At 71.0% G+C, this 14,645-nt stretch carries 15 protein-coding genes; 3 read left to right on the top strand and 12 right to left on the bottom strand.

Annotated elements, in window-relative coordinates; genetic code table 11:
• Nucleotides 1-49: 49 nt before the first annotated feature.
• From ACJ73U_RS45270 to ACJ73U_RS45285, 4 genes are all read right to left on the bottom strand, one after another.
• Nucleotides 50-976 carry an ABC transporter ATP-binding protein gene (locus tag ACJ73U_RS45270; protein WP_407783983.1) on the bottom strand — a complete coding sequence of 309 codons (927 nt, stop codon included), beginning with the start codon at nt 974-976 and terminating at the stop codon, nt 50-52.
• 78 nt (nt 977-1,054) lie between these two features.
• Nucleotides 1,055-1,912, bottom strand: coding sequence for an LLM class F420-dependent oxidoreductase (locus ACJ73U_RS45275; protein WP_407783984.1), 858 nt, complete (start codon nt 1,910-1,912; stop codon nt 1,055-1,057).
• 83 nt (nt 1,913-1,995) lie between these two features.
• Nucleotides 1,996-2,715 carry an SDR family NAD(P)-dependent oxidoreductase gene (locus ACJ73U_RS45280; RefSeq protein ID WP_407783985.1) on the bottom strand — a complete coding sequence of 240 codons (720 nt, stop codon included), beginning with the start codon at nt 2,713-2,715 and terminating at the stop codon, nt 1,996-1,998.
• A 37-nt stretch (nt 2,716-2,752) separates the two neighbouring features.
• Nucleotides 2,753-3,526 (bottom strand): tyrosine-protein phosphatase, encoded by a 774-nt coding sequence (locus ACJ73U_RS45285; protein WP_407783986.1) that lies wholly within the window; start codon nt 3,524-3,526, stop codon nt 2,753-2,755.
• A gap of 61 nt (nt 3,527-3,587) precedes the next feature.
• Between ACJ73U_RS45285 and ACJ73U_RS45290 the strand changes: the two genes are divergently transcribed.
• The 3 genes from ACJ73U_RS45290 to ACJ73U_RS45300 all read left to right on the top strand — a co-directional run bounded on the left by ACJ73U_RS45290 (nt 3,588) and on the right by ACJ73U_RS45300 (nt 6,828).
• On the top strand, nt 3,588-4,769 hold the full coding sequence (locus tag ACJ73U_RS45290) for a CynX/NimT family MFS transporter (RefSeq protein WP_407783987.1): 1,182 nt from the start codon (nt 3,588-3,590) through the stop codon (nt 4,767-4,769).
• 11 nt (nt 4,770-4,780) lie between these two features.
• Nucleotides 4,781-5,500, top strand: coding sequence for an NAD-dependent epimerase/dehydratase family protein (locus tag ACJ73U_RS45295; RefSeq protein ID WP_407783988.1), 720 nt, complete (start codon nt 4,781-4,783; stop codon nt 5,498-5,500).
• Nucleotides 5,501-5,742: 242 nt separating this feature from the next.
• Nucleotides 5,743-6,828 carry an amidohydrolase family protein gene (locus tag ACJ73U_RS45300; RefSeq protein WP_407783989.1) on the top strand — a complete coding sequence of 362 codons (1,086 nt, stop codon included), beginning with the start codon at nt 5,743-5,745 and terminating at the stop codon, nt 6,826-6,828.
• Between the two features lie 241 nt (nt 6,829-7,069).
• On the opposite strand, the gene ACJ73U_RS45305 is transcribed toward ACJ73U_RS45300, so the two are convergent.
• From ACJ73U_RS45305 to ACJ73U_RS45340, 8 genes are all read right to left on the bottom strand, one after another.
• Nucleotides 7,070-7,978 carry an alpha/beta fold hydrolase gene (locus tag ACJ73U_RS45305; protein WP_407783990.1) on the bottom strand — a complete coding sequence of 303 codons (909 nt, stop codon included), beginning with the start codon at nt 7,976-7,978 and terminating at the stop codon, nt 7,070-7,072.
• Nucleotides 7,979-8,002: 24 nt separating this feature from the next.
• Nucleotides 8,003-8,587 (bottom strand): TetR/AcrR family transcriptional regulator, encoded by a 585-nt coding sequence (locus ACJ73U_RS45310; protein WP_407783991.1) that lies wholly within the window; start codon nt 8,585-8,587, stop codon nt 8,003-8,005.
• A 78-nt stretch (nt 8,588-8,665) separates the two neighbouring features.
• Nucleotides 8,666-9,784 (bottom strand): 5-methyltetrahydropteroyltriglutamate--homocysteine S-methyltransferase, encoded by a 1,119-nt coding sequence (locus ACJ73U_RS45315; RefSeq protein WP_407783992.1) that lies wholly within the window; start codon nt 9,782-9,784, stop codon nt 8,666-8,668.
• A gap of 8 nt (nt 9,785-9,792) precedes the next feature.
• Nucleotides 9,793-11,253, bottom strand: coding sequence for a benzaldehyde dehydrogenase (locus ACJ73U_RS45320; RefSeq protein WP_407783993.1), 1,461 nt, complete (start codon nt 11,251-11,253; stop codon nt 9,793-9,795).
• Nucleotides 11,250-12,023 (bottom strand): ABC transporter ATP-binding protein, encoded by a 774-nt coding sequence (locus ACJ73U_RS45325; RefSeq protein WP_407783994.1) that lies wholly within the window; start codon nt 12,021-12,023, stop codon nt 11,250-11,252. Before ACJ73U_RS45325 ends, ACJ73U_RS45320 begins: the two co-directional genes overlap by 4 nt.
• Entirely contained in the window at nt 12,023-12,793 is a 771-nt protein-coding gene (locus tag ACJ73U_RS45330; RefSeq protein WP_407783997.1) for an ABC transporter permease, read from the bottom strand. Before ACJ73U_RS45330 ends, ACJ73U_RS45325 begins: the two co-directional genes overlap by 1 nt.
• A complete protein-coding gene (locus ACJ73U_RS45335; RefSeq protein ID WP_407783995.1) occupies nt 12,793-13,557 on the bottom strand; it encodes an ABC transporter permease in 765 nt (254 codons plus the stop codon). The genes ACJ73U_RS45330 and ACJ73U_RS45335 overlap by 1 nt, the downstream gene beginning before the upstream one ends.
• A complete protein-coding gene (locus ACJ73U_RS45340; RefSeq protein ID WP_407783996.1) occupies nt 13,554-14,510 on the bottom strand; it encodes an ABC transporter substrate-binding protein in 957 nt (318 codons plus the stop codon). Before ACJ73U_RS45340 ends, ACJ73U_RS45335 begins: the two co-directional genes overlap by 4 nt.
• Nucleotides 14,511-14,645: the final 135 nt, after the last annotated feature.

A 14,645-nucleotide genomic window follows, 5' to 3' on the forward strand; every position in this document is an offset into this window, starting at 1 on the left:
GCGCGGGCCTTCGTAGCGCTGGTAGCCGATGTCGTGGATGACGCCGGTGTTAGGCGTGGACATTCTCGGCCCCCTCGGGCAGGTCGCGGAACAGGTCGGCCACCTGGTGGCGCTGGCGCTCCAGCCGGTGCAGGGACAGGTCGAGGTCGGCGATCGTGTCGCGGATGCGGTCGTAGACGTCCTCGTCATCCATCCGCACCAGCAGGGCGCGCTTGTCCTGGCGAACCTCGAGGCCCTGCTGGGCCAGCGCGGCGGTGAGCGCCTCCGCGTTCTCGTCGACCTCGACCATCAGCAGGTCACGCGCCTGGGTCATGGAGTCGAGCGTCGCCGAGCGCAGGAGCCGGCCCGCGTCGATCGCGACCAGGGACGTGCAGATGCGTTCGATCTCGCCCAGCAGGTGCGAGCAGACGACGACCGAGATGCCGAAGTCGTTGCCGATGCGGTGGATGAGGTCCAGCATCGCGCGCCGGCCGGCCGGGTCGAGCCCGTTCGTCGGCTCGTCGAGCAGGAGCAGCTCCGGGTCGTGCACGAGGGCCTGCGCGAGCTTGACCCGCTGCTTCATACCGGTCGAGTAGCCGCCGATGCGGCGGTACCGTTCCTCGTACAAACCCACGTGCCGCAACGTTTCCGACGCTCTTTCGCGGGCCATCGCCCTGGGCAGGCCGCTGACGCGCGCCATGTGCGTCACGAACTCGGCGGCGATCATGTCGGGTGGCAGGCAGTCGTGCTCGGGCATGTAGCCGACGCGGGCGCGGACCCGGTCGCCGTCGGCGATCGGGTCCAGGCCGAGAACGCGGATCTGGCCGCCGGTCGGTGCGAGCAACCCCAGCGCGAGCTTGATGAGCGTGCTCTTGCCGGCCCCGTTGACCCCGACGAGGCCGACTACCCCAGGTTCGATCGCGAAGGTGAGGTCCGCGAGCGCGGTCACCTTGTTGTCGTAGCGCTTCTCCAGCGCCGTGGTCTCGATGAGTGGCACATCACGGACTGTATTGGTGCGCCACTCCCCGGGACATCCGGTTCCAACCCTGAACTGACCCTGAGGTTTCGGGTGCGATCAGAGCTCGGCGACCCGCGACGCCAGCGGCGCGACCCGCTCGGTGACGTACCTGGCGGGGGCGTCGCCGGGCGGCATCACGATCATCGTCGTGATGCCGAGCTTGGCGTAGGCCTCCAGGTCGCCGGCCGTCGTGTCGGTGACCGGGCCGGTGAGGTTGGCGGTCTTCTCGATCTCGTCGTAGTCGCGGCCGACGTCGTCGCAGTGGCGGCGCAGCACGCCCAGCTTGTGCGCGACCTCCTCCGGCGAGGTGCCGAAGAGGTTGCAGGTGTCGGCGTACTTCGCGACCAGGCGCAGCGTCTTCTTCTCCCCACCGCCGCCGATGAGGATGGGCGGCTTCGAGATCGGCGCCGGGTGGCAGAGCGTCTCGGCCAGCTGGTAGTGCTTGCCCTCGTACGGACCGTCGTTGTCCTGGTCCCACATCTGGCGGCAGATCTGGAGGGTCTCCTCCAGGCGCTCGAATCGCTCGGCCGTCGCCGGGTACGGGACGCCGAGGCCGCGGTGCTCCCGCTCGTACCAGGCGGCGCCGATGCCGAGCTCGCCGCGGCCGCCGGACAGCACGTCCAGGGTGGAGACGATCTTGGCGAGCAGGCCGGGGTGGCGGTAGGTGACGCCGGTGACCAGGAGCCCGAGGCGGACGGTCCTGGTGTGCGCGGCGAGGAAGCCGAGGGTGGTGTAGCCCTCCAGCATGGGGTCGGTGGCCGGGAACATCTGTTCCATCTGGAAGTAGTGGTCCATCACCGACAGGTGGGTGACCCCGGCCTCCTCGACGGCGCCCGCCAGCCGGACGAGCTCCGCCGCGATGCCGGCGGCGCCCTCGGGAACGGTGAACGCGATCTGGTGCACTCCGATCTTCACACCGGTCAGCCTAGAAGCTGGAGCGCGCTCCAGCGCAAGTCCGCGGCCGGCTCACCCGTCCCACCGCCCGCGCTCGCCCCCGTTCATGGCTCGTGGCGCTCGGGCCCGCGGTGGTGCACCGGGATCCGCGCGCCGTTGACGGGGCTCGACTCGTCGCCGGCGAGGAAGAGGATGGTCTTCGCGATGTCGGCCGGCGCGACCCAGCCCGCGCGGTCGGCGTTCGGCATGCTCACGCGGTTGGCCGGGGTGTCGATCACGCCGGGCAGGACCGCGTTGACGCGGACGCCGTCGTGTTCGTACTCGGCGACCAGGGCGTCGACGAACGCGAGCACGGCCGCCTTCGAGGTGATGTACCCGGCGGCACCGGAGAACGGACTGACCGCGGCCCGCGACGACAGGCACACCACCGACCCCCCACCCGCGGCGATGAGGTGGGGGATGGTGGCCGCGCACACGAGGTACGTGGGCCGCAGGTTGGTCCGAAACTGGTCCTCGAACTGGTCGACCGGCGTCTCGTGCACCCGCCCACCCATGGCGAACCCCCCGACGAGGTTCACCACCGCCCGCAGCGGGGCGTCCGGTACCGCGGCGGCCACCGCGGCCACCTCGGCAACGGACGCGGGCTCGGCCAGATCGGCCTCGACCGCGACGACCCCCGCCGGTGGCTTGGACCGATAGGGGACCACGGTCCGCCACCCCGCCCGGACGAACGCCTCCGTCACCGCGGTGCCGAGACCGCCGGTGCCGCCGGTGACGAGCACGGACCGCCCGTCGCGCACTGCTCCAGTCGTGGGTCCAGTCATGGGTCCAGTCTGCGGGCCGGCCGGTGGTCCGGCCAACTCACCCCGCCAGCAGCTTCGCCTTGAGGTGGTCGACATCGGCCTCGGTGAAGCCGTGGGCGGCGAGCCAGGCCAGGGGACCGCCGTGCTCGTCGTCCAGGCGGGCGAGGAAACGTTCCATGATCTCCGGACGGGGGTCGTGTTCGTGGGGCGGGATGTTGTCGATGTCCCCCGCGTACGTCGGCGACGCGCGGAGGCGGTCCAGGATCTGTTCGATGCGTTCGCCCGTGGCGACGTAGTCGGCTACCACCTCCTCGCGGGGGACGCCCACCGCCAGCAGGGTCAGGGCGATCACCACGCCCGTTCGGTCCTTGCCCGCCGCGCAGTGGACCAGGGCGGCACCCGGGGCGTCGGCTATCGCCCGCAGGGCGTTCACCACGCTGTCCGGGCGGTCCTCCAGGTAGCCGATGTAGAAGGCCCCCGCCACGTCGCCCGGGTCGCGCTGGATCGCGCGCTCGCGGTTCACGGCCAGTGCGTCCTTGGCCACGTCGGTCATGGCGCCGGCCTCCGGCAGGAGCGACAGGTGTAGGTGGCGCACGGACGCACGCGCCCTGAGTGGGCCGGGTCCCTCCGACTCGACCTCGCTGGCGCTCCTCAGGTCGATGACGGTCGTGACGCCTATCTCCTCGACCAGGCGGGTCACGTCCGCCGGGGACAGGTCCTGCAGGTTGTCCGAGCGCACCAGCTGCCCTGGCCTCGTCCACCCACCGCCGCCGACGGGCAGGCCGCCGACGTCTCGCACGTTGACTGCGTTCTGTAGTTCGATCCACCGCATCCGGACATAACATCATTGCCGGCCCTGTTCGGCGTGTGAGAGGTTGACCACCGTGGCGATCGTGAGGACGGCTAACGAGGCGACAGCCCGTAGCGTCCTGATGATCGCCGGGTTCCTGCTGATCGCGGCCAACCTGCGTGCGGCGCTCACCTCCGTCGGACCGCTGGCCGAGACCATCCGCGGCGATCTCGGGCTCACCTCGGGCGAGGTGGGGTTCATCGGCACCCTCCCGCTGCTCATCTTCGCCGCCGTCTCACCCCAGGTGCCCCGGCTCGCGCGCCGCCTCGGCACCGACCAGGCGCTGTGGCTGGCGCTCGTCGTGCTCGCCGTCGGCATCGTGCTGCGGTCGGTGCCCGTCGCCGGAATGCTCTGGGTGGGCACCGTGCTGCTCGGCGCCGCGATCGCCGTCGGCAACGTGTTGCTGCCCAGCCTGATCAAGCGGGACTTCCCCGACCGGGTGAGCGCTGTCACCGGCGTGTACACGGCGGTCATCGGCATCGTCGCGTCCACCGCGGCCGGGGTGGCGGTGCCGCTGGCCGGCGCGTTGCCGGGCGGCTGGCGCACGTCGCTCGGCTGCTGGGCCGGCCTGGTGCTGGTCGCGCTCGCGGTGTGGACACCCCGGCTCACCCGTCGGCGGCGGGCGGCGGTCCCGGCCGACACCGCGAAGGTGTCGACCCCGTGGCGGTCGCTGCTCGCGTGGGAGTGCGCGGCGTTCATGGCCCTGTCGGCGACCGGGTTCTACACCGTGCTGGCCTGGTACCCGTCCGTTCTGCACAGCAACGGCACGAGCGAGACCACCGCCGGCTGGCTGCTGTTCGCCTACCAGATCATCGGCGTCGTGATGAGCCTCGTCCTGCCGGTCGTGCTCAGCCGTCTTCCCGACCAGCGGGCGGTGGCGGCCGTCTCGGCGGTGCTGGCCATGCTCGGGCACCTCGGGTTGCTGTTCGCGCCCGGGCTCGCGGTCGTGTGGGTGCTGGTCGCGGGCGTCGGCGCCGGCTCCGTGTTCTTCCTCGCGCTCGCGTTCCTCAGCCTGCGGGCCGCGGATCCCCGGTCGGCCGCGGCGCTGTCCGGCATGGGGCAGTCGATCGGGTACCTCGTCGCGGCGGTGGGCCCGACGCTGTTCGGCGTGCTGCACGACGCCACCGGCGGGTGGCGGGTGCCGCTGGCGGTACTGGCGGGGGTCGCGGGCATGCACGCGCTGACCGGGTTGCGTGCCGGGCGTGACGCCCACGTGAAGGTGTAAAGGAGGATGCCGTGCGGTTGCTGGTGATCGGTGGTTGCGGTCACGTCGGGTCGTTCGTGGTGCCGGTGTTGGCGCGGGCGCACGAGATACGGGTGCTGGACCTCACGGAGCCGGACAACCCGGTGTCCGGGGTGGACTACCACACCGGGGACCTGCGCGACGTGGACCTGGTGGCGTCCCTGGCGTCCGGAATGGACTCGCTGGTCTTCATGGCGAAGGGGCCGACGCGGGACTGGGGGAGCCCGGAGACCGCGTACCAGCACTTCGACGTCTCGGTGTCGGGCCTGTACCTGGCGGTGAAGGGCGCGGTGCGCGCCGGCGTGCGGCACGTCATCTACACCAGCAGCATGTCGGTCTACCGCTACCCGGACGCCGAGATCTTCACCTTCCCCGACGAGTCGGTTCCGCCGGACGCGACGGACTTCTACGGGCTGGCCAAGCGGCTCGGCGAGGAGGTGTGCCGCACGGCCACGGCCGAGCACGGCATCGACGCGGTGTGCCTGCGCCTGTGCTTCCCGATGCCGGACGAGGAATGGCCGAGGAACGAGCGGCCACGCCAGCGAGCGATCAGCACCTCCGGCCGGGACACGGCGTCGGCGATCGACGCGGCGCTGCACCGGCGCGGCCACGGGTTCGACGTGTACGCGATCAGCGGCGACGGCACCGGGAAGATGATGAGCCTGGCCAAGGCGCGCCGCGAGCTGGGCTGGGCGCCCCAGGACGTGACCTGACCGGGGTCGGCGCGGCGCAGGGGCCACGGGCTGTGGCCGGTCGATGACAGGACAGGACGCGGCCGGGTCGAGGCCTAGATCGAGTGCCTCGGCGGCACGGCGATCCCCGGCCCGGTGGTCGAGTGGGCAAAGGCGGCGCGCTGTTCGGCGCCGGATCCGGTGGCGCTAACCTCAGCCGTCCGCTGGCGCTGGCAGGACTTCGGCGCCGGGGAGTGGAGCGACACGACGGACGGAGTGGAGCTTTGGGCGTCGCCGATGCCGTGCCCCTCGTCGATCAGCACTGCCACGGGGTGGCGACGGTCGATGTCGACGTCCGGCAATGGCTGTCCGAGGCCAAGAGCGCCCGGCGGCATCCCTTTCGTTCGCTGCTGGGCCTGTCCGTGCGGCGCTGGTGCGCGCCCGTGCTCGGCATGGAGCCGCACGCGCCCGCCGAGGAGTACCTGTGGCGGCGGTCCGAGCTGGGCTGGCACGAGGTGTCCAGGAGGCTGCTGGCCGCGGCCGGCGTGCGGCACTGGTTCGTCGACACCGGCTACGCGCCGGGGCCGGTGACCACGCCGAGCTTCCTCGCGGACCTCGGCGGCGGGACGGGGCACGAGGTGGTCCGGATCGAGACGGTCGCCGAGACGTTGGCGCTCACCGCGGCCTCGCCGCAGGCGCTGCTCAACGGGATCCGCCAGCAGCTCCAACAGGTGCCCGCGGTCGCCTTCAAGTCGGTGGTCGCCTACCGGATGGGGCTGCGGCTGCCCGCGGCCCCGCCGGCCAAGGAGATGGTCGTCCAGGCGGCCGGAAAGTGGTTGCGCGGCAAGGAGAGCCGGCTCACCGACCCGGTCCTGCTGACCTGGCTGGTGCACGACGCCGCCCGGACGGCGTACGAGCGCGGGCTGCCGCTGCAGTTCCACACGGGGTTCGGAGACGCGGAGCTCACACTGTCCTCAGTGGATCCGTTGTGCCTCACCGACTTCCTGCGTGCCGTCCCGGTCACGACCGTGCTGCTGCACTGCTACCCGTTCCACCGCAACGCCGCCTACCTCGCGCACGTGTTCGAGCACGTGTACGTCGACCTCGGGCTGACGATCCCGTTCGTCGGGCCGCGCGCCGGGGCGGTGCTCGCCGAGGCGCTGGAGCTGGCGCCGTTCGACGCGGTGCTGTACTCCTCCGACGGGAACGTGTTGCCGGAGCTGCACTTCCTCGGCTCGGCGCTGTGGCGCTACTACCTCGGCAAGCTCATCGACTCCTGGCTCGCCGACGACGTGCTCACCGCCGCCGACGCCGAACGGCTCGCGCTCGGCATCGGCTACGGCAACGCGGCCCGGTTGCACCGCCTGTGAGACAGGGACCTGATGCCGGAGAGCCCGTCGCCCGACCGCGTGCCGGCGGAGGTCCGCCACAAGGTCCTGGCCCGAGCGCGACCTGGTCGGTCGCCTCGTTCGACGACGAAGCCACCCTCCTCTCGTGCGCCTTCGCGAGTGAGCCCGGCACCCTCGACATGGTGACGCGGGGCGACACGCCGTACGCCACCTTCTCGGCCGGGCCGCCCGCCGCGGTCGCGCGGTACCTGGCAGGGCCGGATCAGCTCGCGCGGTAACGCGCTTTCCGCTCGTCCACCGGGGCGGTGACGAACTCGACGGCGCGCGCGACCGTGGCGGGGTCGCGCAGGAGCCGCCAGTGGCCGAGGCCTTCGGCGGTCACCAGTTCGGCGTCCGGCCACGTCTTGGCGAGGGCGACGCTGTCCGCGTAGCGGGTCTCGCGGTCGGCCGGGTCGTGGATGGTGAGCAGTGGCGGCGGGGCGATGCGGGTGACCATCCTCGGCATGTCGAAGTCCTCCCAGGGAGTGCCGGCGATCTCACCGACCCGGCGCGCCATGCCGGTGCGGATGCGTTCGCCGAACCCGAGGGTGGCGGCGAAGACCATCGTCAGCTCGTCGGGTTGCGCCATGGGGGCGAGGAAGGCGAGCCGCGCCGGGCGCAGGCCGTCGCGCAGGGCGTGGAACGTCGACGACGCACCGGCCGAGTGCGCGATGACGGCGTGGGGCTGGCCGTGTTCCCGCACGACCGCGGTGAGCGACCTCGCCATCTCGGGGATCGTGGTGCGGCGCGGGCCCAGCTCGCCGGGGTCGGACGCGCCGTGGCTCGGCGCGTCGAACGTGACGACCCGGTGGCCGCTCGCGACCAGCGGGCCGACGAAGGGGAGGAGCTGCGCGCTCGCGCCACCCCACCCGTGGACGAGGTAGACGACCGGGCCGGCACCCCAGGCGGTCCCTCTGATCCGGCGGTTCCGCCAGGTGGTGGTGAACGGCGTGCCGGGTGGGACCGCCGAGCGGGCGCGGCCGTTGAACCGGGGGATGGTGAGCCAGAGGTTGGTCGCCCAGCGGACACCGAGGCCGGGGGCGAAGCGTTCGAGCGTGCCGAAAGCCGCCCGGACGGCTGTTGATCGAGTGGCATTAATAAAACGATCGATCGTGCTTTTTTGCGAAGACATATAGAGCCCTCCCTGGGCTTCGATCTAGTGGATCCGCGCCCTGTCCAGCAGGTGCTCGAAGGCGCGGCAGGCCCTGTCGGCCGACAGTGAGTCGCTGAGCAGGCGGCTCGACATGTGGTGGGACAGCATGATGCCGTCCTCCTCGAAGGCGAACTGCTCGGGGTCGGCGTCGAGGCGGAAGTGGCCCTCGGCGACGCCGGTGCGGAAGACCTCGGCCAACGAGTCCAGCCAGTCCTGCTGGACCTGCACCAGGTAGTCGCGGACCGGGCCCGGCTGGTCGTCCAGCTCGCTGGAGGCCGCGACGAACAGGCAGCCGCCTTCCTTGCCGTCCCAGCTCAGCCAGTTCTCGAACAGGGCACGCACACGCGGCTCGCCACGCGGCGCGGACAGCGACGGCGCCAGCACCTCTGCGACGAACCGCGCCCGCGTGTGCTCCAGGACCGACAGCTGCAGCGACTCCTTGGACCTGAAGTGCGCGTACAGCCCACTCTTCGACAGCTCGGCGCTCGCGGCGAGCGTGCCGATCGTCATGCCGCCCAGCCCGACGGTGCGGGCCAGGCGGCTCGCGGTCTCCAGGATCGCCTCGCGCGTCTCCGCGCCCTTGCTCATGGGCGAAGACTAGCACGATCGTGCTAGCCCGCCTCCCCGGAATTCATGCGTGGGTTGCGTTCCGGCGAGAAACAGACCCTAGTCGCCCCAGACTTCCGCGGCGGTCTCCACGATCAGCGCCAGCTTGGCCACCTGTTCGTCGTAGGTCAGCGAGTTGCCGTCGACGGTCGAGGAGAAGCCGCACTGCGGGGACAGGCACAGCTGGTCGAGCGGGACGTACTTGGACGCCTCCTCGATGCGCCGCTTGAGCACGTCCTTCGACTCCAGCTCACCGCGCTTGGTGGTCACCAGGCCCAGCACCACCCGCTTGCCCTTCGGCACGAACCGCAGTGGCGCGAAGCCGCCGGAGCGCTCGTCGTCGTACTCCAGGAAGAAGCCGTCGACCGCCAGCTCCGAGAACAGGGCCTCGGCCACGAAGTCGTAGCCGCCGGCCGCGGCCCAGGACGACTTGAAGTTGCCCCGGCACATGTGCGTGGTCACCCGCAGATCCGACGGCCGGTCGGCGATGGCGGCGTTGATCTGCTTGATGTACCGCAGGTGCTGGTGCTCGGCGTCGTCGCCGCGCGCGGTCAGCTCGGCCCGCTGTGTCGGGTCGTTGAGGTACGCGAGGCTGGTGTCGTCCAGCTGCAGGTACCGGCAGCCCAGCTCGTGGACGGCCTGCACCTGCGCCTTGTACGCCGCAGACAGGTCCGTCCAGAACTGTTCCTCGTCGGGGTAGACGCTCGGGTCGAGCGCCGCCGGGCCGCCCCGGTAGTGGACCATGCTCGGCGACGGGATCGTCAGCTTCGGCGTGATCGCCGAGCTGGCGACGCTCCTCAGGTACGTGAAGTCGTCCGCGAAGATTGTCTTCCGCAGGCGGACCGGACCGTCCACGTGCAGGGCGGCGGTGGTGAACTCGATGACGCCGTCCGGGTTCTCGAACCGGACCTTGATCGCGTCGTCGGGTGCGGAGGAGATGCCGCCGAGCTGGTAGATGAAGTCCATGTGCCAGGACGTCCGCCGGAACTCGCCGTCCGTGGCCGACTTCAGGCCCACCTCGGCCTGCATGGCGACCACCTGGCGGATGGCCTCGTCCTCGACCGCGCGCAGCTCCTCGGGCGAGATGCGACCTTCTCGGCGGTCCTCGCGTGCGGTCAGCAGCGCGGCGGGCCGCAACAGGCTGCCGACGTGGTCGGCGCGGAAGGGCGGTAGCGTCATCGAAACTCCTAGAACGGGTATTGAGGTATCTCACCACGCACGGTGATCCACCGGGTCTCGGTGAAGGCGTCCATGTTGGACAGTCCGCCGAAGCGGGCGCCGGTGCCCGACGCGGCCACGCCGCCGAAGGGCGCGACCGCCTCGTCGTTCACCGTCTGGTCGTTGATGTGGGCGATCCCGGTCGGGATGCGCTCGGCGAGTGCGAGCCCGCGCATGGCGTCGCCGGTGAGGATCGACAGGGACAGGCCGTACTCGCTGGCCGAGGCGAGCGCGGCCGCCTCCTCCTCACTGGAGAACCGCACGACGGGTGCCACCGGGCCGAACACCTCGTTGGCGTAGGCCGGCATGTCGGTGCCGACGGCGTCGAGCACCGTCGGCCGGTAGAACAGACCCTCGTACGTGCCGCCGGACGCGAGCCGCGCGCCGGCGTCCACGGTGGACCTCACGAGTCCGTGGACCTTGTTCAGCTGGCCCTCGTCGATCAGCGGACCGAGCGCGACCTGGTCGGTGTGGGGGTTGCCGACCGGCAGGTGGCCGGCGTGCTCGGCCGGTGCCTCCACATAGGAGTCCGCGACGCGCTCGTGCACGAGGTGGCGGCCGGTGGTCATGCAGATCTGGCCCTGGTGCAGGAAGGAGCCCCACGCGCCCGCCGACACCGCGCGCTCGACGTCGACGTCGTCCAGGACGATCAGCGCCGAGTTGCCACCCAGCTCCAGATGTGCGCGCTTCAGGTGCCTGGCCGCCAGCTCGCCGACCTTGCGCCCCGCGGCCGTCGAGCCGGTGAACGAGATGACCCGCACGTGTGGATCGGCGACCAGCGCGCTGCCCGCCTCGGGGCCGCCGGGGAGGACGTGCAGCAGCCCGTCCGGCAGACCCGCCTCGGCGAACACGCGCGCGATCGCGAAGCCGCCGCTGACGGGGGTGCGCGGGTCGGGTTTGAGCACGACCGCGTTGCCCAGCGCGAGTGCCGGTGCGACCGAGCGGATCGACAGGATCAGCGGCACGTTGAACGGCGAGATGACGCCGACCACACCCGCCGGGACGCGCTTCAGCATCGACAGCCGGGGCTGGTTGGTGGGCAGGAGCTGGCCGGGCGGCTGGGACGCGAGCGCGGCGGCCTCGTAGCACTCCTGGGCGGCGACGCCGACGAAGAACTCCGCCGCGCCCACCACCGCGCCGGTCTCCCGGATCACCCAGGTCTTGATCTCCTCGAAGTGCTGCTCGACCAGCGTGCCGGCCCGGCGCAGCACCCCCGCGCGCTCCTCGAACGACGCGGCGGCCCAGTCCCGCTGGGCCGCGGCGGCGCCAGCGGCCGCCTTGTCCACGTCGGACTCGTCGGCCAGGCCGGTGCGGCCGAGCTCCGCGCCGGTCGCGGGCTCGATGATCGCCCTGCTGCCGCCGCTCGGGACGGTCCACCCGCCGCTGTAGACGGTTCCGTTGAAGGTGCCGGGGTCGAGTAACGCCGTCATGGCCGCTCCTGCTTGGCTTTCTGGATCTGGGCGTACACCCGGCCACGCAGCTCGGTGAACCGGGGGTCGCCCCTGGTGCCGAGCTGGTCGCGCTCGGCGGGGAGGTCGATCGTCAGGTCCTCGGCGACCGTGGTCGGCGACGACGTCAACATGAGCACACGCTGTCCAAGATAGACGGACTCGTCGATGTCGTGCGTGACGAAGACGAGCGTCACCCCGAGGCGCTGCCACACCGACCGGATCAGGTCCTCGAGATCCGCGCGGGTCTGCGCGTCGACGGCCGCGAACGGCTCGTCCATCAGCAGGACCCGTGGCTGGTAGGCGATCGCGCGCGCGATGGCGACGCGTTGCTGCATGCCGCCGGACAGCTGCCACGGGTACGCGCTGTGCGCGTCGCCGAGGCCGACGGAGTCGAGCGCCTCGGCGACCAGCCCGGTGCGCTCCGCCTTCGGCAGGCCGGCCGCCCGCAGCGGCAGGCCGACGTTGTCGGACACGCGCAGCCACGGGAACAGGCTGCGGCCGTACTCCTGGAACACCACGGCGAGCCCGTCCGGCGGACCGGTCACCCGCCTGCCCTCGACATGCACCTCGCCCGAGGTCGGCGGCAGCAGGCCGGCGACGCACCGCAGGAGCGTGGTCTTGCCGCAACCGGACGGCCCGACGACGCACACGAACTCGCCGTCCGCCACCGAGAACGTCACCTCGCCGATCGCCTCGACGCGGCGGCCCCTGGTGTCGTAGGTCTTGCTGAGCTCCTTGACGGTGAGCATCACCGCTCCTTCTGTGCGGCGCGGATGCCGTGGTACCAGCCGAGCACGTGCCGTTCGGCCAACCGGAACAGCATCGCCAGCAGCACGCCGAGCAGGCCGAGCAGGATCACCCCGGTCCACATCTGCGGGATGCGGAAGCCGTCCTTGAACTGGATCACCGTGTAGCCCAGGCCGCTGCTCGCGGCGAACATCTCGCTGATGACCATGAGGATGATGCCGATCGACAGGGCCTGCCGCGCCCCGGCGACGATCCGCGGGCTGGCGGAGCGGACCATCAGGTGCCACACCCGCAGGCCCCCGCGGATCCGGTAGCTGCGGCACGTGTCCGCGAGCACCTCGTCGACCGCGCGCACGCCCTCGACCGTGTTCAGCAGGATCGGCCACAGGCAGCCGGAGATGATCACCAGGATCTTCATGGTGTCGCCGATGCCGGCCACCAGCATGAGGATCGGCACGAGCACCGGCGGCGGGACCGCCCGCAGGAACTCCAGCAGTGGTTCGACCACCGCGCGCAGCCCGCTGTTCGCGCCGATCAGCACCCCGAGGCCCACGCCGGCGACCAGCGCCGCCAGGTAGCCGACGGCGAGCCGGAGCAGGCTCGGCAGGACGTCGTCGACCATGCGTGGTCCGAACCACGTGTCCGGGAAGACGCCGACGATCTTCGACAGCGGCGGGAAGTAGAAGTCCGTGCTGCCGGCGCTCGCGAACCACCAGACCACGACGAGCACGACGGGGAGCCCGACGGCCAGACCGACCTTCCGCAACACCATCACGCCGGCGCCTCCGTGCGGATCGACGGGTGCCAGGCGAGCACCCGGCGCTCCGCTGCTCTGGTCAGCACGTTGGCCCCGACCCCGAACAAGCCGGTGACCACGATCAACGCGTACATCACCGGCACGGCGCCGGACGACCGCGCGTTCGCGATCTCCTGGCCCAGCCCGGGGGAGCCGATCACCAACTCCCCGGTGATGGTCAGGATCAGCGCGACGGTCGCCGCGAGCCGCACACCCGTGACGGCGTAGGGCAGCGCGGTCGGCCAGACGAGGAAGCGGACCCGGTCGAGGCGGCCCAGGTGGTAGGACCGCGCCGTGTCGCTCGCGACCGGGTCGACGTCCGCGACGCCGGCCAGGACCTGGATCAGCACCTGCCAGAACGCCGCGTACACCACGAGGACCAGTGTCGCCGCCACCGTGGGGCCCTGCAGGACGACGACGAGCGGGATCAACGCGACCGACGGGATCGGCCGCAGGAACTCGATCGTGGACGCGGTCGCGGCGCGCAGCAGCGGCACGGAACCGATGAGCACGCCGACGGCGACACCCAGCGCGACCGCGATCACCAGCCCCAGCAACCAGGTGCGGAGCGTGTCGAGCACGGCGACCCAGAAGTCGCCGCGCCCGAACTGCCTGGCCAGTGTCGCGAGGATGTCGCTGGTCGGCGGCGCGTAGTCGCGGGAGATCAGGCCGAGCCGGGGTACCAGCTCCAGCAGCACGCCGAAACCGAGTAGGCCCGCCAGTCCGTAGAGCGCTCTCACGGCAGGAGCTTGTTCACATCAACGGGGTTGGTGATCGTCTGGTCCTCTTTGGCGAGCTTGGCGATCTTCTCGATGGAGCCCTTGTTGATGTCCGCCGGCCACTTCGGGAGCGTGACCTTCCGGATGATGTCCGGTGAGATCTGCGTGTACGTGCCGATGATCTCCCGCGCCTCGTCGGGGTTGTCGTTCGCGTAGGACAGCGACTCCTGCATGGCGTCGGTGAACCGCTTGACCAGGTCGGGGTTCTGCGCCAGCAGGTCCTCGGAGGTGAAGTACAGGGCGACGCACAGGTCCTTCGCCACGTCGACGTAGCTCGACGCGATCTTGCGCGCGCCCTGGGCGATCGCGGCCTGCTGGAACGGCTCGACCACGAAGATCGCGTCCACCTGACCGTTCTGCAGTGCCGCCGGCTGGTCGGGGAACGGCAGGACGGTGAAGTTCACCTTCTCCGGGTCGCCGCCGTCCTCGCGGACCGACGCGCGGACGCTGGTGTCCACCACGTTCTGCAGCGTGTTCGCCGCGACCTTCTTGCCCTCCAGGTCCCTGGGTGTCCTGATCGGACTGTCCCCGCGGACGAAGAGCCCCGCGAAGTCCTTGCCGTCCTCACCGGTCGAGTTGACGCCGTTGGCCACGGCCTTGATCGGCAGCGTCTCCGACTGCGCGAGCAGCAGCGACACGGTGTTGCTGAAGCCGAACTGGTACTGGCCGGTCACCACCGCGGGCACGATCGCCGCGCCGCCCTCGGCCTGCTTCAGTTCCAGGTCGATATTGTGGTCTTTGAAAAAACCTCTTTCCTTGCCGAGGTAAATGGGGGCGACGTCGAGGATCGGTATCACGCCGACCGTGACCTTGTCCGGCTTTCCGGGGGTCGATGTGGCGGCGGGGTTGTCCGAACCACACGCGGTTGCCATGATCGAGGTCGCGAGCAGGAGCGCGGCGAGATGTCGTCGCATCGGTGCAACTCCGTCCACTCGTGGAATGGGCAGCGGTGCCCATGTGTTCGTAGACCGCACGCTTGTTCTCCAGGAGAACCTAGAGCGCGGTTCTTGCCGGGTCAACCGTCGGCCCGGTTACTATCGTTCGGCAGC

It is taken from the genome of Actinophytocola sp. (genome assembly GCF_045807065.1).
Lineage (GTDB): Bacteria > Actinomycetota > Actinomycetes > Mycobacteriales > Pseudonocardiaceae > Actinophytocola.

Bases quoted from the DNA above. Each gene is read 5' to 3' on its own strand.
- ACJ73U_RS45320 (WP_407783993.1), bottom strand. From the start codon at position 11,253: ATGACGGCGTTACTCGACCCCGGCACCTTCAACGGAACCGTCTACAGC.
- ACJ73U_RS45310 (WP_407783991.1), bottom strand. From the start codon at position 8,587: ATGAGCAAGGGCGCGGAGACGCGCGAGGCGATCCTGGAGACCGCGAGC.
- ACJ73U_RS45340 (WP_407783996.1), bottom strand. From the start codon at position 14,510: ATGCGACGACATCTCGCCGCGCTCCTGCTCGCGACCTCGATCATGGCA.
- ACJ73U_RS45315 (WP_407783992.1), bottom strand. From the start codon at position 9,784: ATGACGCTACCGCCCTTCCGCGCCGACCACGTCGGCAGCCTGTTGCGG.
- ACJ73U_RS45285 (WP_407783986.1), bottom strand. From the start codon at position 3,526: ATGCGGTGGATCGAACTACAGAACGCAGTCAACGTGCGAGACGTCGGC.
- ACJ73U_RS45305 (WP_407783990.1), bottom strand. From the start codon at position 7,978: ATGTCTTCGCAAAAAAGCACGATCGATCGTTTTATTAATGCCACTCGA.
- ACJ73U_RS45330 (WP_407783997.1), bottom strand. From the start codon at position 12,793: ATGGTGTTGCGGAAGGTCGGTCTGGCCGTCGGGCTCCCCGTCGTGCTC.
- ACJ73U_RS45280 (WP_407783985.1), bottom strand. From the start codon at position 2,715: ATGACTGGACCCACGACTGGAGCAGTGCGCGACGGGCGGTCCGTGCTC.
- ACJ73U_RS45325 (WP_407783994.1), bottom strand. From the start codon at position 12,023: ATGCTCACCGTCAAGGAGCTCAGCAAGACCTACGACACCAGGGGCCGC.